We start from the raw sequence: 18,825 nt of genomic DNA on the forward strand, positions 1-18,825 counted from the left end.
ACCCGGTCATGGGATAGTGGACCTCCCGGGTGGACTGCGCCCGGGACATCTCGCATGTACACCCTTCTCCAGGCCCAGGGGAGCGGCAGCCCCGCCCCCTCTCACAGAATCGGGGGATCCAGGTCGTGACCGACTCGCACAACTCCGGACAGCACAAGGACCGGGAAGCAGCTGCGGCCGAGGTCCGGAGGATGTGGCAGCCGACCCCGTCCTGGACGCAGCCGGATCCCACTCCGCCTGCCACCACGCCACCTCCGCCGCCTCCAGCTCAGGACCCGCCGGCCGATACGCCGGCGCCGAAGAGCAGCCAGGCGACTCCTGACCCGGACGAGGTCGAGGACGAGGCTGCCGACGAGGCGAAGCCGGACGCGCTCTCCCAGGACTTCCCGGGTGACTCGTGGTCCCAGCCCGCCGAGGCGGCCAAGCCCGCGCCGGACCCGTGGACCAAGCAGCCGGCCAAAGAGACCGCTGCCGATCCGTGGAGCAAGTCCGCCGCGAGCAGCGAGCCGGCCAGCGAGTCCTGGAGCAAGCAGTCCGCTCAGGAGCCTGCCACTGAGTCGTGGAGCAGGACCGGTACGCCGGAGCCTGCTGCCGACCCGTGGAGCCAGCCTGCTCACGAGAAGGCCCCGGCCCGCGATCTGCAGTCGCCGCAGCTGTCTCCGCAGGCCCAGCAGTTCTTCCCACAAGGTGTCCCCAACCAGCAGCAGCCAGACCGCCAGGTCTCGTACCGCGCGGACGAGTTGCTGCAGGCGCTGCCGATTCCCCGGGAAGCCCCGGCGGAGAAGGGCGTTCGCAGCGTACTGCGGCTGCGCCCCGGCACGAATGAGCGGCTGGAGCGCATCGCGCGTGCCACCGCGGCGACTGCCTTCCGGCGGCCCGTCACGGTGACGATCGCCAACCCGAAAGGCGGGTCGGGCAAGACGCCGACCACGCTGCTGCTGGCGGGTGCGCTCGGTCAGGCCCGTGGCGGTGGCGTCGTGGCGTGGGACAACAACGAGCTGCGCGGCAACATGCACTTGCGTACGCACGACACCAACAGCCGCTCGACGGTGACCGACCTGCTGCAGGCGATGCAGATGCTCACGCAGCCGGACGCCCGGCTCGGTGACGTCGGCGCCTACCTGCGGCACCAGGTGTCGGGCCAGTACGACGTACTGACGTCCGCGACCACGACGTACGCGCAGATCGAGGCGAAGGACTTCGACCAGATCCACCGGCTGCTGAGCCGCTTTTACAAGGTGCTGGTGATCGACACCGGCAACAACGAGGGCTCCAGCAACTGGCGCGAGGCGATGAAGGCCTCCGACGTCCTCGTCATCCCGATCAAGTGGAAGAGCCTGTCCTGCGCTGCCGCCGTGCAGATGCTGGAGGAGCTCGACCACCAGGGCCCGGACGCGCAGCGGTTGATCCGGCGCGCGGTGATTGCGGTCAGCAACGGCCCCGGCGACGTCAACAAGGAGGTCGAGAAGCAGCTCCGCCCGTACTTCGAATCGCGCGCGGCGGCTGTGGTCGACATCCCGATGGACCAGCACATCGCTGCCGAGGGTCCGCTGGACCACTCGGCGTTGCAGCCGGCCACCCGGCGGGCGGCGCTCGAGTTGGCAGCGAAGGTTGCTGAGCAGATCACGATTGCGCTGAACGTCCCGCGCTAAGTACTGAGCAACTGTGGCGGTGACAGCTGAAAGGCTGTCACCGCCACAGTTGTTTTAGTTCACGAAGGCTGCGACGCCTTCATAAGCAGCCGCCGGGGCGATGCCAATACAGTCGTACTCGAGCAGCAGCAAACCGCTCGGCGTGCTCTCGTGGTTGACGAGCCGCAGACCGGTCGCAGCGCCGGGGTGGTCGAGCAGCCGTCGTCCAGAGCCCGCGATCGTCGGCGCGACAGCCAGCCGAACCGTGTCGACAAGCCCGGCCGACAACAACGCCTGACCAAGTCGCGCGCTCCCGTGGATCTGCAGCTCTCGCCCCGGCTGCTCCTTGAGCGCGGCAACGGTCTCGATCGGGTCGCCGGTGAGCACGGTGGTCGGATGCCAGTCGCCTGAGGTCAGTGTGTTGGTGACGACGTACTTCGGCAGCGCGTTCATCCGCTCGGTGTACGGGTCATCGGTGATCTGTGGCCAGTCGCGCGCGAACGCCTCATAAGTACGGCGGCCGAGCAACAATCCGTCGGCGAGGTCCAGCCACTCCGAAGTACGCCGGACGAACAGCTCGTCCAGGTGCGGCACCAGCCAGCCGCCTCGGGTGAAGCCGTCGCTGGTGTCCTCGTCGGGAGAGCCCGGTCCTTGGCTGACCCCGTCGAGGGTGACGAACTCGGTGAGCACGAGTTTCATCGGCCGGCCTCCGCTTCGGCGAACGAGGCGAGCTGCTTGGTGACCGTGCCCCAGCCGTCGGCGAAGCCGAGCTCCGCGTGCAGCGCCCGCGAGGCGGGGTCGCCGTGCCGGACGATGATCCGGTAGTCGGTGCCGTCCGGGCGATCGGCGAAGGTGATCTCCGCGGTCATCAGCACCGGCTCGGGGCGGCTCGGGCGCCAGGAGCTGTCGATCGCGTTCGTGAACACGATCCGCTCCAGCTCGTCGACGACCAGGAAGGCCGCGTCGAGCTGCGGTACGAAGTCGATTCCGTCGTCGCTCATCCGGGTCACCAGCGCGCCGCCGGGCCGGACGTCCAGCTGCTCGACGCGACACAGCGTCGGCGCGGGGACCCACCACTTCTCGAACTTGGCCGGGTCGGTCCAGGCCGCCCAGACGACCGCCCGCGGCGCGCGGATCACGCGCTCCACGGCCAGGTCGAGATCGGGGTTCATCGGTCGTTCTCCTTCGGGTCGGTGACGAATGCTTCGAGCCGGTCGGTGCGGTCCTCCCAGAGCCGGCGCTGTTCCGCCAGCCAGCCGTCGACCAGCGCGAGCCGCTCGCGGTTCAGCACACAGGTGCGCACCCGGCCGGTCTTGACGGTCCGGATCAGCCCGTTCGACTCGAGCGTCCGGACGTGCTTGAGGAAGGACGGCAGGGTGATCGGGAACGCCGCGGCCAGCTCGCCGACGCTGGTCGGGCCGCGGCCGAGCCGCTGGATGACGTCACGCCGGGTCGGATCGGCGAGGGCGACGAAAACACCGTCGAGCTGAGCCGAATACTTTGCCATGAGGCTAAGTATTGATCGGCCTCAATAGTTAGCGCAAGGGCTAACTGTCACGCGTCTCGGTGCTGCAGGATCTTCGTGCCGGCCAGCAGGCCGCCGGCGGCCCAGAGCGTCAGCACCACGAAGCTCGCGGTGGGGGACAGGGGATCGGTGGTGCCGGTGAGGTAGTTCTGGCCCGCGCCGCCAGGGAGCAGGGCGGCCAGCCAGACCAGGGCGCGGATGCTGCTCTGAGCCATCATCATCGGGACCACGATGAGGAGCAGGAACGCCGCGGTGAGTGTGCCTGCGGTGCTTCTGATGACGAAGGCGATGCCGGCAGTGAAGAGGCCGGCCAAGGTCACGTAAGTAGCGACTGAGAGCAGGTCGACCACCAGGGTCGCGAGGTCCCAGTCGGCCCATTCGCCCATCGTCAGGCCGCCGGTGACGGCGGCGATGACTCCGAGAACGAGCGAGTAGGCGAACAGGACCGGCGCCAGGACGATCGCCTTCGCGAGCACGACGTTGCGGCGTACCGGGGTCCATTGCAGGGTCGAGCGGATGCTGCCGGTCGCGTACTCCGAGGTCACCAGCAGCATCGCGAACGCCGCCACGACCACCTGCACGATCGTCATCGCCGAGACCGCGACAGCGCCGACTGCCTCCTGCTTGCCGAGCTCGCCGGGCGGCAAGTTCGCGTTGTCGTACGCCGTCGAGAAGCCGAACTGCATGGCCAGCAGACCGGTCAGCGCGACGGCGGCGACGATGTTGAGCCAGCTCGACCGGACCGTCCACAACTTCGTCCACTCGGAGCCGACCGCGTGGCGCAGACCGCTCGACCTGCGGTGGACGTTGATGGTTGCCGTGCTCATCGTTCTCCTGTCTTCACCAGTTCGGGCTCAGCCTCGACCTGAGGTTGAGGGGTACGCCGCCTGTGCCGGACGACCTCGACGAGCACCGTGACCGCCAGCGCGAGACCGATGCCGAGCGCAACTCCCTTGAGTGGGTTGTCCTCGAACGCCTTGCCGCCGATGTAGCCGACCAGTGCGCAGTACAGGCCCCAGCTGAGCGCGGCGAGTCCGGCGAAGAAGGAGAAGTTGCGCAGCGGATAGCGGACCGCGCCCATGGTCAGCGTGACGGCGGTCCGGCCGCCGGGGACGTACCGCGCGACGATGAGGACCAGGCCGCCGCGTTCCTCCAAAGCTTTGCGTGCCCACCTCGCCATCTTGTGCCGCTTGGTTCCTGGTTCGAGGCGGTCGAGCATCCGGCCGCCCGCACCCCGGCCGAGGGCGTACGAGAGGTGATCGCCGAGGAACGCGCCGGCGGCGGCCATCGCGATCACGCCGTACAGGTTGGGGCCGCCGGTGGCGGCGAAGACGCCGGCCGTGACCACCAGGGTCTCGCTCGGGATCGCGGGGAAGAAGCCGTCCAGCGCGGCGAAGCCGAACAGGGCGAGATAGATCCACCACGACGACATCAGTTCCTGGGTGAAGTGCAGGATCGCGTCGCTCACGAGGCCACCCCGTACTCGACGCTGTCGGCGGTGAGCTCCATGTAGGCCTCCTCGAGCGACGCGCGCTCGGTGTGCAGTTCGTGCAGCCGGACCCCGAGCTCGTGCGCGAGGTCGCCGATCCGCTCCGCCGGTACGCCGGCGACGATCAGCTGATGGGGGAGTGACTCGACCTGCTCGGCCTCGGTGACGAGGCGATCCCGCAGCAATGTCAGGTCGGACTGATCGGGGATCCGGACCCGCACGGTGGTGCGGGAGGAGCCGGCGATGACATCGGCGATCGGAGCGTCGGCGATCAGCTTGCCGCGGCCGATCACGACGAGTTGGTCGGCGGTCAACTGCATCTCGCTCATCAGGTGGCTGGACACGAACACCGTCCGGCCTTCGAGGGCGAGCTTGCGCATCAGTCGCCGGACCCAGCGGACGCCGTCCGGGTCGAGGCCGTTCACCGGCTCGTCGAACATCAGCACTTCGGGATCGCCGAGCAACGCGCCAGCGATACCCAACCGCTGACCCATGCCCAGGGAGAACTGCCCGGCGCGTTTGCGGGCGACCTCGTCCAGCCCGACGATGCCCAGTACTTCGTCGACGCGGCTGACCGGGATGCCGTTGCTGCGGGCCATCGCGATCAGGTGGTTGCGAGCCGTGCGCCGCGGGTGCAGCGCCTTGGCGTCGAGCAACGCGCCGACCTTGGTCAGCGGGATCGGCCACTCGGCGTACGGGCGGCCGTCGACCAGGGCGCGACCCTCGGTGGGGGTGTCGAGGCCGAGGATCATCCGCATCGTGGTCGACTTGCCGGCGCCGTTCGGGCCGAGGAAGCCGGTCACCTGGCCGGGCGCGACGGTCAGGTCGAGCGCGTCCACCGCGGTGGTCTCGCCGTAGCGCTTGCTGAGTGCTTCGAGGGTGATCACGAGGGGCCTTCCCGGATTCGCCAGTGTCACTACGAACCTAGGAACTTCCGTGCGCCCGCACATCGGACTATGGGCGTCCCCCACCCCTGACTTTCGTCATGCCGAAGTCCCCCTGTGGATGGGCTTGCATCAGACCAGGGGTGGAGTCGATACCATCTGCGATGTGACGGCCCGCGGTCGGCGGGGCGGCGTACTTCGAGGAGTGAACGTGTCGGAAGTCAAGGTCCATCTGGTCGGCGTCGAGGGCGAGGCTGAGCGGAGCGTGACCGAGACGACGACCGTCGGGGAGCTGTTCGCCGAGATCTTTGGCCAGGACCGCTCCGCCATCGCCGCCAAGGTCAACGGTGAGCTGCGCGACCTGGCCCGGGTGGTCGCCGACGGCGACGAGATCGAGCCGGTGCTGGCGTCCTCGGACGACGGCCTGGCCATCATCCGGCACTCCACCGCGCACGTGCTGGCCCAAGCCGTCCAGGACCTGTTCCCGGACGCGAAGCTGGGCATCGGCCCGCCGGTCGAGAACGGCTTCTACTACGACTTCGACGTCGAGACTCCGTTCACCCCGGAGGACCTGACCAAGCTCGAGAAGAAGATGCAGCAGATCATCAAGGAGCGGCAGCGGTTCAGCCGCCGGGTGATCTCGGACGACGACGCGCGCGCCGAGCTGGCCGCCGAGCCGTACAAGCTGGAGCTGATCGGCATCAAGGGGTCCGCTTCGGCCGACGCCGCCGAAGGTGCCTCGGTCGAGGTCGGCGCGGGCGAGCTGACGATCTACGACAACATCCGGCGCGACGACTCGGTGGCGTGGAAGGACCTGTGCCGCGGGCCGCACGTCCCGGCGACGGGCTATCTCGGCAACTTCAAGCTGATGCGCGTCGCAGCGGCGTACTGGCGCGGTAGTGAGAAGAATCCGCAGCTGCAGCGCATCTACGGCACCGCGTGGGACTCGCGTGACGAGCTGAAGGCCTACCTGACCCGCCTCGAAGAGGCCGCGAAGCGTGACCACCGCAAGCTGGGCACCGAGCTCGACCTGTTCAGCTTCCCCGACGAGATCGGCTCCGGCCTGGCGGTCTTCCACCCCAAGGGCGGCGTGCTCCGCAAGGTGATGGAGGACTACTCCCGGCAGCGGCACGTGGAGGACGGCTACGAGTTCGTCTACACCCCGCACATCACCAAGGCGCAGCTGTTCCAGACCTCCGGTCACCTCGACTGGTACGCCGACGGCATGTACCCGCCCATGCACCTGGACGAGGAGCGCGGGCCGGACGGCGAGATCCGCAAGCAGGGTCAGGACTACTACCTGAAGCCGATGAACTGCCCGATGCACAACCTGATCTTCGACTCCCGCGGCCGGTCGTACCGCGAGCTGCCGCTGCGGCTGTTCGAGTTCGGCACCGTGTACCGGCTGGAGAAGTCGGGCGTCATCCATGGGATGACCCGGGCCCGCGGCTTCACCCAGGACGACGCGCACATCTACTGCACCCGCGAGCAGATGCGCGACGAACTGCGCGACCTGCTGAACTTCGTCCTCGGACTGCTCGCCGACTACGGCCTGGACGACTTCTACCTGGAGCTCTCCACCCGGAACCCGGAGAAGTCGGTCGGCTCCGACGAGGTCTGGGAGGAAGCCACCAACACCCTGCGCGAGGTCGCCGAGGGCTCGGGGCTGGAGCTGGTCCCGGATCCGGAGGGCGCCGCGTTCTACGGCCCGAAGATCTCGGTGCAGGCCCGCGACGCGATCGGCCGGACCTGGCAGATGTCGACGATCCAGCTGGACTTCAACCTGCCGGAGCGGTTCGAGCTGGAGTACACCGCCTCCGACGGCTCACGGCAGCGGCCGGTGATGATCCACCGCGCGCTGTTCGGCTCGATCGAGCGGTTCGTCGCGGTGCTGACCGAGCACTACGCGGGTGTCTTCCCGCCGTGGCTCGCGCCGGTCCAGGTGGTCGGTATCCCGATCACCGACAGCCACGTGGACTACCTGTTCGAGATCGCCAAGCAGCTCAAGGCGGAGGGGATCCGGATCCAGGTCGACGCCTCCGACGACCGGATGCAGAAGAAGATCCGCAACGCGCAGAAGTCGAAGGTGCCGTACATGCTGATCGCGGGCGACGAGGACATGGCGGCCGGTTCGGTCTCCTTCCGCTACCGCGACGGCTCCCAGAAGAACGGCATCCCGATCGCCGACGCGGTCGCCGAGATCGTCGAGGCCGTGAAGAAGCGCGTGCAGGTATGACCGATCTCCCCGGCGGTACGCCGTACGAGCTGGATGGTGTGGAGGAGCAGGACGGAGTCGGCGTACCGGACTCGTTCCTGCGGCTGTGGACCCCGCACCGGATGGCCTATATCGCCGGGGAGAACAAGCCGACCACGGGTGAGGCGGGGAACGGCTGCCCGTTCTGCCGGCTGCCTTCGCAGTCGGACGTGGATGCGTTGATCGTGCGACGGGCAGAGGCGGCGTACGTCGTACTGAATCTGTATCCGTACAACCCTGGTCACCTGATGGTGGTGCCGTATCGGCATGTCGCCGACTACACCGAGCTGACCCCGGCGGAGGTGGCTGACGTCGCCACGCTGACCCAGCAGGCGATGCGCGCGGTCCGGGTCGTCTCGGACGCTCACGGCTTCAACATTGGGATGAACCAGGGCGAGATCGCCGGCGCGGGCATCGCCGCTCACCTGCATCAGCACGTCGTACCGCGCTGGGGTGGCGACGCCAACTTCATGCCGGTGATCGCCCAGACCAAGGTGCTTCCGCAGTTGCTGTCGGAGACCCGGGAGCTGCTCGCGAAGTCCTGGCCGAGCGAGGGCTAGAACACGGAAGCCGGCTATCTGATGAACAGCGGCAGGAGCGGGTCGACCACTCCGAGCAGGGTGTCGAGCGGGACCTGACGCGACGGGTTGGTCAGACCGGTGACGCGGACCACTCGGCGGCCTTGGCGGAAGACGAGTTCGCCCTGCTCAGGCAGGTAGTAGCCGGGGCGGCCGATCGGCGCGAACTGCGGCGGGGGAGTCCGCGTCGCCTCCGGGATCGTGTCGGCGTGGAACGACTCCACGATCGAGACCGTCGCGTCGAAGCTGCCCCAGATGCAGGTCAGCGCACCGTTCACCCGATAGTCGCGCCGCAGCTGGACGATGGTGCCGACGAACCGCTCGGCGGCAGCGGTCGACAGCTGACAAGCGGAATCAGACTGGCGTGCACTACGAATCATCCCCGGTACGACGGCACGCACCGCCCGGCTGATGGCAACCGCCTTCGCGCGATCGATCCCGCTCGGATAGCGGTCGATCCCACCGGTCGACAGCACCCGAACCGCACGATCCTCGACCGCGAAGACCAGCCGAGACGGGCTGATCCGAGCCTCCGGCCCGAGCTCAGGAACCAGCTCGAGCGTCCCGGTGTTGGCAGCCAGCCGATCCAGCGCATCCGGCTGCTTCGGAAGCGAACTCACGCCGACGGTCACCGAGCGTCCGTCCAGCAGCAACGTGCAGAGGTCGAGCGCCGGCAGCCCGCCGTCGTTCCAGGTGAACGGCTTGGCGGTCACCGACACTCCGAGTTGCTTGGTGAGCGTGGCGGTCACCGCTGAGCACACTGTCGGGCCGGGCTCGCCCGCAGTACCGTCCAGTCCTTCGGCCTGCGGCGGAGCCGCCACTCCCGGCACCACCACGACCGGGCCTGGCGCGGGCGGAGGTGCTTCGTTTGCCCTCCGGGCCACTGAACAGCCGACCAGGAGCACGCCGATCACTGCCCAGCAGGCAGTTGTTCGGAGTACTCGAGTGGTCATCGGGACCTCCCTGAGGACGGAGGAGGGGAGGTGGGCGTGAGCCAATGGTGCGCCCTCGGGAGGGGGACGCGGTAGTGATCAGGGTGCCGCATCACCGACCCGGGACCGATCTGGACTACGATCGCGTCGCCATGCTTAACAGATTCCGGCAGTTCTGGACCAAGGTGATCGCACCGATCGCCAACCTCCTGCTCAAGCTCGGTGTGAGCGCTGATGCCGTCACACTCGTCGGCACCATCGGCGTCTGCGCCGGTGCGCTGATCTTCTTCCCGCGCGGCCACATCTGGCTGGGCGCGGTGGTGATCACGTGTTTCGTCTTCTCCGACCTGATCGACGGCTACATGGCCCGCACCTCGGGCACGTCGTCGAAGTGGGGCTCCTACCTGGACTCCACCCTCGACCGGCTCGGTGACGGCGCGATCTTCGGCGGCCTGGTGCTGTACTACGCGGGCAGCGCCGGCGACACCCCGTGGATGGCGGCCGTCGCGCTGTGGGCGCTGGTGATGGGCGCGACCACCTCGTACGCGCGGGCCAAGGCCGAGAGCCTCGGTCTGCACGCGAGCGGCGGCCTGGCCGAGCGCTCGGACCGCCTGGTCGCGGTGCTGGTGATCGGCTTCTTCTCCGACGTCCTCAACCTCCCGATCCTGCTCAAGATCGTCCTCTGCGCCCTCGCCGTGGCCAGCACCATCACGGTCGTCCAGCGCACGCTGTCGGTCCGCAAGCAGGTGTTGGCCGACCCGGCGAACGCAGGCTTGGGCACCCCGGCGGCCGGTACTGCGCCCAGTGCTCCGGCAACTGGCGCGGCGACCGCTGCGGGGACGGCGAACCCTGCCGGGACCGCGAACGCCGCCGAGGGCGTGGCACCCGGCGACCTCGGGCTGGACGGATCGTCAGCGGACGGCACCCCTGGCGTCCCGCCGACCACCTCCTGACCTGTGGAAGCTCTACGGCAGCGCGTCGTCGATCTGGCGTTCGCGCTCGCCTGGGCGCTGGTACGGCGGCTGCCGGAAGGTCTCGTCTCAGCGGTCTTCCGGCGGATCGCCGACTTCGTCGTACGGCGTGACGGCCGCGGCGTCCAGCGCCTCAAAGCCAATCTCGCGATCGTCCGGCCGGATGCCACGCCGGCCGAGCTCGACGTCCTGACCCTCGACGGCATGCGGTCCTACCTGCGCTACTGGCAGGAGGCGTTCCGCCTGCCCGAGTGGAACGACGAGCGAATCGTCGGCCGGGTTCGCACGGTCAACGAGAAGGTACTCCGCGACGCCCACGCCGCCGGCAAAGGCGTGATCTGCGCCCTCCCACACCTCGCGAACTACGACCACGCGGGCGCCTGGGCGGGTCGCACCGGTATGCCGGTCTCGACCGTCGCCGAGCGGCTCCGCCCCGAGTCCCTGTTCGACCGTTTCGTTGCCTACCGCGCCAAGCTCGGCATGGAGGTCCTGCCTCTCACCGGCAGCGACGAGCACGTCTTCGGAGTACTGGCGCAGCGCCTGCGCGCAGGAGGGTTCGTCTGCCTGGTCGCCGACCGTGACCTCTCCGAGCGTGGTGTCCCGGTCAAGTTCTTCGGACGCCAGTCGCGGATGCCGGCTGGCCCGGCAGCGCTCAGCGTGCGCACCGGCGCCCCACTGATCCCGGCGACCCTGCACTACGACGGCCCCGACCTGGTCATCACCTTCCACGACCCGATCGACCGCGCCGGAGGACCCGCTCAGATGACCCAGCGCTGCGCCGACGCGTTCGCCCTGGGCATCGCCGAGCATCCGCAGGACTGGCACATGTTGCAGCGAATCTTCCTCGACTGACGTGAAGATCGGCCTGGTCTGCCCGTACTCACTCGGTACGCCGGGCGGGGTGCAGAACCACGTCAGGGACCTGGCCGAGGCATTGCTTGCCCTCGGCCATGACGTCTCGGTGCTGGCCCCGGTCGACGACGGCAACACGGCACCGCCGTACGTCGTATCGGCCGGCCACGCGGTCGGCGTGCCGTACAACGGCTCGATCGCGCGCGTCACCTTCGGGCCACGCACGGCGGCCCGGGTCAGGAACTGGCTGGCCGACGGCGCGTTCGATGTCGTCCATGTGCACGAGCCGACCACGCCCAGCGCCTCGATCATCGCGCTCTGGGCCGGCGACGGACCGTTCGTCGCCACCTTTCACACCTGGCAGGTCCGGTCGCGGGCGATGAGCGCCGCCGCCGGTCTGCTGCGTCCCGCGCTGGAGAAGCTGGACGCGCGGATCGCGGTCTCGGAGAACGCGCGCTCGATGATGGTCCAGCACATCGGCGGCGAGGCTGTGGTGATCCCGAACGGCCTCTACGTCAGCCGGTTCGCCGGCCGGGTCCGTCCCGAGTGGCAAGGCGCCCACGGCACCATCAGCTTCCTGGGCCGGATGGACGAGCCACGCAAGGGTCTCGGCGTACTGATCGCCGCGGTACCGCGCATCGTCGCCGCGCGACCACAGGTGAAGGTGCTGGTGGCCGGCACCGGACAGGCCGACGAGGCCCGCCGCTCGATTCCCGAGCACTGCCGGCAAAACGTGCTTTTCCTCGGCGCGATCGATGACGTCGAGCGCGCCGACATGCTGGCCGGTTCGGACCTGTACGTCGCCCCGCATCTCGGCGGCGAGAGCTTCGGCATCGTGCTTCTGGAGGCGATGGCGGCGGGCGCTCCCGTGCTGGCGAGCGACTTCGCCGCCTTCCGCCAGGTCCTCGACGGCGGACGTCTGGGTGAGCTGTTTGAGCCAGGCGATCCGGATGCTCTGGCAGTCCAGGCCATCCGGCTTCTGGGGTCGCCCGAGGAACGCGAGAAGCTGCGGGCGGCTGGGCGCAGCGCAGTACCGAGGTATGACTGGGGTGCCTTGGTCGGCGAGCTGGTCGCGGTCTACGAGCTGGTTGCTCGCCGCTAGCGCAGGTCGGCTGCGGTGGCCGCGATCTCGTCGAAGTCGCCGGGCGTCGGGTGCCAGGGGAGTTGCAGCGGGTCGTCCTTGTAGCGCGGTACGACGTGCAGGTGGGTGTGGAAGACGCTCTGCCAGGCATCGGCGCCGATGCAGCTGAGCAGGTTGGCGCCGTCGGCGTCGAGGCGGTCGATCACCCGGCTGACCAGCGACTGCGCCAGCAGCGTCGCCGCGGTGAGGTCCTCGGGCGTGGTCTCGCGCAGATCGGTGGAGTGCGCCCGCGGAATGACCAGCAGATGGCCGCGGGTGGCGGGGTTGATGTCCATGAAGGCGATCGCCCGGTCGTTCTCGGCGACCTGCTGGGAGGGGATGGTGCCGGCCACGATCCCGCAGAAGAGGCAGTTCTCGGTCATCGGGCCAGGTTAAACTGCGCGGGCCTGAACCCATCCCGAGGGAGCCCCATGCCGGACGACCTGCTGCGACCGACCATCGGCGCGGACGTCGACATGTCCGCGCGGCCCTGGCGGTTGATGTCGCAGGCCTATGTCGCCTTTTTCGGCGGGGTGATCGCGACCACGGTGATCGCCTTCCTGAACGCCCGTCGGCTCGGCGTGCCGGTACGCGGGCGGTGGCAGATCGCGCTCTCCGGCCTGGCCGGGTTGTTGCTCGTGGCGTTCGTGCTCGAGATGCTGACCGGTGAGGTGAGCGTCCTGTCCGCGGTCGACTCGTCGGGGACGCGGGTGGTGATCCGGGTGATCGCGGTGCTGACCTGTCTGCTCCAGCTGCGGATCCAGCAGCCGATGGACCGGGCCTTCCAGTTGCGGGGCGCGGAGTACAAGTCGTTGTGGTTGCCGGGGCTCGCCGCGGTGATCGGCGGCGGTCTGTTCGAGGTCGGTCTGTTGGCAGTGTGGGAGATGGCGATATGAGCGAGCCGACCGAGGCCAGGCTGCAGCTGGCCGGCCACTGGTTGCAGATCGGTCACCCGGAGCGCACGCTCGATGAGCTGCAGGGCTTGTGGGGTGACGCGGCAATCGACTATCGCGCCTTCCTGTTCCGCGGTGCCGCGCTGCACGCGCTCGACCGCAACCCCGAGGCCATCGCAGTACTGCGTGATGGGCTGGCCCACTACGGCCCGGCCGGGCCCTTGCTGCATCTGCTCGGCTCGGCGCTGCGAGTCGACGGTCAGCTGCAGGAGGCCGAATCCGCCTATTTGCAAGGCCTCAGCCTCGATCCCAACGAGCCGGACCTGCTGCTCGGCTATGCGCTGGTGTGTCTGGCCGCCGGGCAGACCGAGAAGGCTTCCGCGCTGGTCGAGCGGGCAGCGGCGTTCGCGCCCGAGAGCGCGGCGGTGTCGTCGGCCCGCGCTCAGGTCGCCTTTGCCCAGGGCAACCACAAGGAGATGCGCCGGCACAGCCAGGAAGCGCTCTCTGCCGATCCCGAGGATCCGGGCGCGCAGGCCCTGCACGGTACGGCGTCCATGCTGACCGGCGACTCGCGGTCGGGATACCGCTCTCTCGCCTCGGCCGCGGCGTCGAATCCGGCCGACGACGACCTGCGCGGGGCAGCCCGCGAGGCGAAGCTGATGAACCATCCGCTGCTGCGGCCGCTGCGGCCTTTCCAGCGATTCAACCCGCTGGTGGTCTGGATCGGCGCGGTCGCGATCATCTACGGCTTGAGGTTCGCGGGGCTGCGGCCGTTGTCGATCGTGTTCGCGATCGGCTGGTTCGGGTTCTGCATCTACTCGTGGGTCGCGCCGCCGCTGGTACGCCGCATGATCAACCGGAAGTGGGGCGCATGACGAACGACCGGATCTCCGCGCTGCGCAAGGCGGTCGAGGCCAGCCCGGACGACGTGCTGCTGCGGCTCATCCTGGCCGAGTCGCTGGTGGCCGCGAGCGAAACCGAGCCGGCGCTCGACGAGTACGTCGTACTGCTTGATCAGCAGGGGTTGCCGGTTGATCAGTTGGTGCCGGTCGGTGAATTGGCTGCGGCCAATGGTCGACTCGCGTTGCTCCGCAGCTGCCTCGAGGCGGCCAGGCAGGCGGGCATCGTCGAGGGGACCGGGCGGCTGCAGCAGCTGGCCGACGAGATGATCACCGAGCGCAGCGGCGTACGGGTGAAGGTCGGGCCGGAGGACGAGCCGGTGTTCGCGGCCGACACGGCGAAAGAAACCACTACCTTCGACCAGGTCGGTGGGATGGACGAGATCAAGCGGGTCATCCACCGGATGGTGATCCTGCCGCTCAGCCGACCCGAGCTGTACGCGAAGTACGGGCGGAAGTCCGGCGGTGGCGTGATGCTCTACGGGCCGCCCGGGTGTGGCAAGACGCTGCTCGCGCGGGCGACGGCGGGGGAGTGCGGGCTGCCGTTCGTCAACGTCCGGATCGAGGACGTGATGGACCCCTATCTCGGGGTGTCCGAGCGCAATCTGCACGCCGCCTTCGAGCGGGCCAGGGCGAACGCGCCGTGTGTGCTGTTCCTCGACGAGCTGGACGCACTGGCCTTCGCGCGGCACAAGCACGGTGGGTCGGAGTCACGGCGGCTGGTCGACGTACTGCTGCAGGAGATGGACGCGATCGGTTCGGAGAACGAGGGTCTCCTGGTGCTCGCCGCGACCAACGCGCCGTGGGACGTCGACGAGGCGATGCTGCGGCCGGGACGGTTCGACCGGGTCATCTTCGTCCCGCCGCCCGACGAGCCTGCGCGGGCCGACATTCTCTCGGTGCTGCTGAAGGATGTCCCGGCGGCTGCCCTGGACCTGAAAGCGCTCTCTGGCCAGACGCCGATGTTCAGCGGCGCCGATCTGCGCGCTCTGGTCGAGCGCGGTGTGGACCGGGTGATCGACGAGGCGCTGACGAGTGGCGGTGAGCCGCCGCTGTCGATGCAGCACTTGTCCGCGGCACTGCCCTCGGTGAAGCCGTCGACGTTGGACTGGTTGCATCGCGTGCGTTCGTACATCGAGTTCGCCAACCAGTCCGAGCGGTACGACGACGTCGCGGAGTACCTGCGGAGCAAGGAGATTCGTCGCCGGCTCAGCTGAGCGACGACTTGACCCGCTGGGCCGCGGCGTCGGGCATCGGTTCGTACCGGGCGAACGATCTGGTGAACGACGCGGCGCCGTGCGACAGCGAGCGCAGATCGATGGCGTAGCGGGTGATCTCGACCTGGGGGACCTCCGCCTTGACCATCGTCCGGTCGTTGCCGACGCGATCGGTGCCGAGCACGCGGCCGCGGCGGCCGGACAGGTCGCTCATCACCGCGCCGACCAGGTCGTCGGGCGTCAGCACCGAGACCAGATCGACCGGTTCGAGCAGGTCGACCTTGGTCGCAGTCGCCGCCTCGCGCAGCGCCAGCCCGCCGGCCATCTGGAACGCCATGTCGGACGAGTCGACGCTGTGCGCCTTCCCGTCGAGCAGCGTCACCCGGATGCCGACCATCGGATAGCCGGCGCCGACACCCTTCTCCATCTGCGCGCGGATCCCCTTCTCCACACTCGGGATGAACTGCCGCGGCACCGCCCCACCGACCACCTTGTCGACGAACTCGAACTCTGATCCTTGCGGCAGCGGCTCGACCTCGATCTGGCAGACGGCGTACTGGCCGTGCCCGCCGGACTGCTTGACGTGCCGCCCTTGTCCCTTGGCCTTGCCGCTGAAGGTCTCGCGCAGCGGCACCCGCAGCTCGACGGTGTCCACGGTCACGCCGTACCGGTTGGCGAGTGCGTCCAGAACGACGTCCGAGTGCGCCTCGCCCATGCACCACAGGACGATCTGGTGGGTCTCCGGATTCTGTTCGATCCGCAGCGTCGGGTCCTCGGCGGCGAGTCGTTGCAGCCCGACCGAGAGCTTGTCCTCATCCGTCTTCGCATGCGCCTGGACTGCGATCGGCAGCAGCGGCTCGGGCATCGTCCAGGGCTTGAGCAGCAACGGGTCGGCTTTGTCAGAGAGCGTGTCCCCGGTCTCCGCCCGGGTCAGCCGACCGATCGCGCACAGGTCACCCGCGATCACGGCGCCGGCCGGCCGCTGCTGCTTGCCGAGCGGGAACGAGAGGGTGCCGATCCGCTCGTCCTCGTCGTGGTCGACGTGGCTGTTCGACTCACCGAAGAAGGACGTGAAATGGCCCGACACGTGAACCGTCGTGTCGGGCCTGATGGTGCCGGAGAACACCCGCACCAGGCTGACCCTGCCGACGTACGGGTCCGACGTCGTCTTCACCACCTCGGCCAGCAACGGCCCGTCTGGATCGCAGCCGACCTTCTTCCGCGGTACGCCGTGCGGGGTGAACACGTCCGGCAGTTGGTGCTCCGGCGGCGACGGGAACCCACTCGTCGCGACCTCCAGCAGCTCCTTCGTCCCGACCCCGGTGCCGCTGCAGACCGGGAGGACCGGGAAGAACGATCCGCGAGCAACCGCTCTCTCGAGATCCTCGATCAGCACCGCCTGGTCGATCTGCTCGCCCTCGAGATAGCGCTCCATCAGCGACTCGTCCTCGGACTCCTCGATGATTCCCTCGATCAGAGTGCCGCGGAGTTCTTCGAGCTGCTCGGCGTACTGCGAATCCGGGGTGCGGGTACTGGCTCGCTTGCCGTCGGCGTACACGTACTGCGTCTGCGACAGCAGCCCGACCAGCCCGTCACCAGTGGGCAGGTACAGCGGCAGAACCTTGTCGCCAAAGGCGTTCTGAGCGGCAGAGAGCGCGTTCTCGTAGTTCGCCCGGGCGTGGTCGAGCTTGGTCACCACGACCGCGCGCGGCATCCCGACCTGGGCGCACTCCTGCCACAACGCCTTGGTCGGCTCGTCGACGTCCTCGTTGGCCGCGAGCACGAAGAGAGCGCAATCCGCTGCTCTCAACCCGGCCCGCAACTCACCCACGAAGTCGGCGTACCCGGGTGTGTCGATCAAGTTGACCTTGATCCCGTCGTGCTTGAGCGGTGCAAGTGCCAGTCCGACCGACCGTTGCTGCCGGATCTCGGCGTCGTCGCTGTCGCACACCGTCGTACCGTCGACAACGCTGCCAGGTCTGTTCAGCACCCCGGAGGCAACCAGCAAAGCCTCGACGAGAGTGGTCTTGCCGGCCCCCGACGGCCCGACGAGCACCACGTTACGGATGGCGGCCGGGCTGTCCACCACGAGACCAGCACCACCGCCCTGGGAAGCATTCGCCTTGTCTGCCATGACGACCCCCTCCTGGTCCGTCCACCATTCCCCCAACCGCCCACCCAGCACAAGACCACGCCACACCATTCCCGCCCCCTACCCGCCGCCGCCCCGCCGCCGCCTCAGGTCGGCACGGCGACTTTGGGCACCCCGTGGGCGTCTGGGCGGGCGATTGCTGCCCACCTGGTGCACAAGCTCGCTTGGCGTGCGGCGTGCAGGCGACTTTGGGCGCCTCGTGGCCCGTCTCGGTGGGCGATTGCTGCCCTCCTGGTGCACAAAGTTGCTGAGCGTGCGGCGAGAGGGCGGTGAGGGGGAGGGGGCGGGTCGGGTGGCGGTGAGTGAGTACGGCTTGGAGGTCGTCTGGTGGGTGTGGGGGTTAGGTGGTTGGTTTGGGAACCGGGTGGGGTGAGTGAGTACGGCTTGGAGCTCGTCTGGTGGGTGTGGGGATTAGGTGGTTGGTTGGGGGAGCGGGGTGGGGGTGAGGGCGGTGAGCATGGCTTGGAGGTCGTCGGGGTGGAGTCGGGCGGCAGGCTTCTCGGCCAGTTCGGCTCGGAGGCGGGTTGCCTCGGCTGATGCTTCCGCGGCTGCGTTGGCTGCAGCTTCTCGGAGTCTGATGAGTTCTGCTTCGGTCTGCGTCGAGGACTGGCGCAGGTGAGTCAGCTCGGCTTCGGTGCGAGTGAGGTCGGCTCGGAGAACGGCTTCGGATTCTTGTGCACTCTGCCGGGCGGCTTCAGCTTGGGTTGCTGCTTCGGTCGCGATGCGGCGCTCCGCTGCCAGGTCGGCACGTACTAGTTCGAGTTCGGCGCGCCGCTCCTGCTCGGCACGAGCGGCGACGTCGCGCTCCAGCGACACCCACTCCAAGGTGGCAGCCAGCTCCAGCCGCTCACGCTCACCCGCTCGCACCTGCTCCTGAGCAGTCACCAGTACTGCGCCCGCCGCTTCCGCCTGCTGTACTGCGTGGTCGCGCGCGCTGATCGCGTCTTGCGTCTGCTGACGCGCTGCCCCTAGCGCCTCGGTCGCGTCCAGTGCTTGCCGAGCGGCGGCCGCGGCTCGATCTGTTGCTTCGATGCGTTCCTTGGCGGCGCGTTCCGCGGCGGCGGTCGCCTGGCGGGTCCGCTGCTCAGCTTGCTCACGTGCTTCCTCGGCGGACAGCCGGGCTCGCTCCGCCTCGGCGACCTGGGCGTGCGCGGTCTCCACGGAGGCGATCGCGGCTGCCTCGACCTCGTCCAGTCGGGCGGTCACAGTTTCGAGCGCCGCTGTCAGGGCGTCCACTGGCTCGCGGATCGTCTCCAGGTGGTCGCGTAGGCGTTCCGCGTCCAGGCGGAAGGTGTTGCTCCCGGCGTCCAGACCGAGTGCGCCCAGGGCCTCTTTTTCCGCTCTCGCCATCTGGGCGCAGGTCCGGCCGCCTTCCCAGCGGGTTTCCCGGCAGAAACTTCGCGGTCTTCCGCCTTGCATCCCCGGGGC

The 18,825-nt window shown here is 68.8% G+C and carries 19 protein-coding genes; 9 read left to right on the top strand and 10 right to left on the bottom strand.

The window, feature by feature from the left end; translation table 11 throughout:
• Positions 1-125: 125 nt before the first annotated feature.
• Positions 126-1,652 (top strand): chromosome partitioning protein, encoded by a 1,527-nt coding sequence (locus tag AB0P21_RS01260; RefSeq protein ID WP_363692826.1) that lies wholly within the window; start codon positions 126-128, stop codon positions 1,650-1,652.
• 54 nt (positions 1,653-1,706) lie between these two features.
• Here the strand turns inward: AB0P21_RS01260 and AB0P21_RS01265 are convergent, their stop codons facing one another.
• From AB0P21_RS01265 to AB0P21_RS01290, 6 genes are read right to left on the bottom strand one after another with little or no spacing between them, the layout of a single operon-like run.
• A complete protein-coding gene (locus tag AB0P21_RS01265) occupies positions 1,707-2,330 on the bottom strand; it encodes a dihydrofolate reductase family protein (RefSeq protein WP_363692827.1) in 624 nt (207 codons plus the stop codon).
• On the bottom strand, positions 2,327-2,803 hold the full coding sequence (locus AB0P21_RS01270) for an SRPBCC domain-containing protein (protein ID WP_363692828.1): 477 nt from the start codon (positions 2,801-2,803) through the stop codon (positions 2,327-2,329). The genes AB0P21_RS01265 and AB0P21_RS01270 overlap by 4 nt, the downstream gene beginning before the upstream one ends.
• Positions 2,800-3,138 (bottom strand): metalloregulator ArsR/SmtB family transcription factor, encoded by a 339-nt coding sequence (locus AB0P21_RS01275; protein WP_363692829.1) that lies wholly within the window; start codon positions 3,136-3,138, stop codon positions 2,800-2,802. Before AB0P21_RS01275 ends, AB0P21_RS01270 begins: the two co-directional genes overlap by 4 nt.
• Positions 3,139-3,185: 47 nt before the next feature.
• Complete coding sequence (locus tag AB0P21_RS01280; protein ID WP_363692830.1) at positions 3,186-3,983, bottom strand: ABC transporter permease; 798 nt, start codon at positions 3,981-3,983, stop codon at positions 3,186-3,188.
• Positions 3,980-4,624, bottom strand: coding sequence for a DedA family protein (locus AB0P21_RS01285; RefSeq protein WP_363692832.1), 645 nt, complete (start codon positions 4,622-4,624; stop codon positions 3,980-3,982). The genes AB0P21_RS01280 and AB0P21_RS01285 overlap by 4 nt, the downstream gene beginning before the upstream one ends.
• Positions 4,621-5,532, bottom strand: coding sequence for an ATP-binding cassette domain-containing protein (locus tag AB0P21_RS01290; RefSeq protein ID WP_363692834.1), 912 nt, complete (start codon positions 5,530-5,532; stop codon positions 4,621-4,623). Before AB0P21_RS01290 ends, AB0P21_RS01285 begins: the two co-directional genes overlap by 4 nt.
• A gap of 208 nt (positions 5,533-5,740) precedes the next feature.
• Between AB0P21_RS01290 and thrS the strand changes: the two genes are divergently transcribed.
• Complete coding sequence (gene thrS, locus AB0P21_RS01295) at positions 5,741-7,765, top strand: threonine--tRNA ligase (RefSeq protein ID WP_363692836.1); 2,025 nt, start codon at positions 5,741-5,743, stop codon at positions 7,763-7,765.
• Entirely contained in the window at positions 7,762-8,343 is a 582-nt protein-coding gene (locus AB0P21_RS01300) for an HIT domain-containing protein (protein WP_363692838.1), read from the top strand. The genes thrS and AB0P21_RS01300 overlap by 4 nt, the downstream gene beginning before the upstream one ends.
• Before the next feature lie 14 nt (positions 8,344-8,357).
• Here AB0P21_RS01300 and AB0P21_RS01305 read toward each other — a convergent pair whose 3' ends face one another.
• Positions 8,358-9,314, bottom strand: coding sequence for a hypothetical protein (locus tag AB0P21_RS01305; RefSeq protein WP_363692840.1), 957 nt, complete (start codon positions 9,312-9,314; stop codon positions 8,358-8,360).
• Between the two features lie 131 nt (positions 9,315-9,445).
• On the opposite strand from AB0P21_RS01305, the gene pgsA reads away from it, so the two are divergent.
• Genes pgsA through AB0P21_RS01320 form a run of 3 tightly spaced genes read left to right on the top strand, consistent with a single transcriptional unit; the run spans position 9,446 to position 12,218 of the window.
• A complete protein-coding gene (gene pgsA / locus AB0P21_RS01310) occupies positions 9,446-10,246 on the top strand; it encodes a phosphatidylinositol phosphate synthase (RefSeq protein ID WP_363692842.1) in 801 nt (266 codons plus the stop codon).
• 3 nt (positions 10,247-10,249) lie between these two features.
• Complete coding sequence (locus AB0P21_RS01315; protein ID WP_363692844.1) at positions 10,250-11,116, top strand: phosphatidylinositol mannoside acyltransferase; 867 nt, start codon at positions 10,250-10,252, stop codon at positions 11,114-11,116.
• Between the two features lies 1 nt (position 11,117).
• On the top strand, positions 11,118-12,218 hold the full coding sequence (locus AB0P21_RS01320; protein WP_363692846.1) for a glycosyltransferase family 4 protein: 1,101 nt from the start codon (positions 11,118-11,120) through the stop codon (positions 12,216-12,218).
• On the opposite strand, the gene AB0P21_RS01325 is transcribed toward AB0P21_RS01320, so the two are convergent.
• Complete coding sequence (locus AB0P21_RS01325) at positions 12,215-12,619, bottom strand: HIT family protein (RefSeq protein ID WP_363692848.1); 405 nt, start codon at positions 12,617-12,619, stop codon at positions 12,215-12,217. The two genes, AB0P21_RS01320 and AB0P21_RS01325, sit on opposite strands and share 4 nt — an antisense overlap.
• 48 nt (positions 12,620-12,667) lie before the next feature.
• Here AB0P21_RS01325 and AB0P21_RS01330 point away from each other — a divergent pair, with 48 nt between their 5' ends.
• From AB0P21_RS01330 to AB0P21_RS01340, 3 genes are read left to right on the top strand one after another with little or no spacing between them, the layout of a single operon-like run.
• Complete coding sequence (locus AB0P21_RS01330) at positions 12,668-13,132, top strand: hypothetical protein (protein ID WP_363692850.1); 465 nt, start codon at positions 12,668-12,670, stop codon at positions 13,130-13,132.
• A complete protein-coding gene (locus tag AB0P21_RS01335; protein WP_363692852.1) occupies positions 13,129-14,004 on the top strand; it encodes a tetratricopeptide repeat protein in 876 nt (291 codons plus the stop codon). The genes AB0P21_RS01330 and AB0P21_RS01335 overlap by 4 nt, the downstream gene beginning before the upstream one ends.
• On the top strand, positions 14,001-15,245 hold the full coding sequence (locus tag AB0P21_RS01340; protein WP_363692854.1) for an AAA family ATPase: 1,245 nt from the start codon (positions 14,001-14,003) through the stop codon (positions 15,243-15,245). The genes AB0P21_RS01335 and AB0P21_RS01340 overlap by 4 nt, the downstream gene beginning before the upstream one ends.
• Here the strand turns inward: AB0P21_RS01340 and AB0P21_RS01345 are convergent.
• Together AB0P21_RS01345 and AB0P21_RS01350 are read right to left on the bottom strand one after the other, a co-directional pair.
• A complete protein-coding gene (locus AB0P21_RS01345) occupies positions 15,238-17,379 on the bottom strand; it encodes an elongation factor G-like protein EF-G2 (RefSeq protein ID WP_363692856.1) in 2,142 nt (713 codons plus the stop codon). The two genes, AB0P21_RS01340 and AB0P21_RS01345, sit on opposite strands and share 8 nt — an antisense overlap.
• Positions 17,380-17,808: 429 nt before the next feature.
• On the bottom strand, positions 17,809-18,747 hold the full coding sequence (locus AB0P21_RS01350; RefSeq protein WP_363692858.1) for a hypothetical protein: 939 nt from the start codon (positions 18,745-18,747) through the stop codon (positions 17,809-17,811).
• Between the last annotated feature and the right edge of the window lie 78 nt (positions 18,748-18,825).

Origin of the sequence: Kribbella sp. NPDC056861 (assembly GCF_040687575.1) — a bacterium.
Lineage (GTDB): Bacteria > Actinomycetota > Actinomycetes > Propionibacteriales > Kribbellaceae > Kribbella.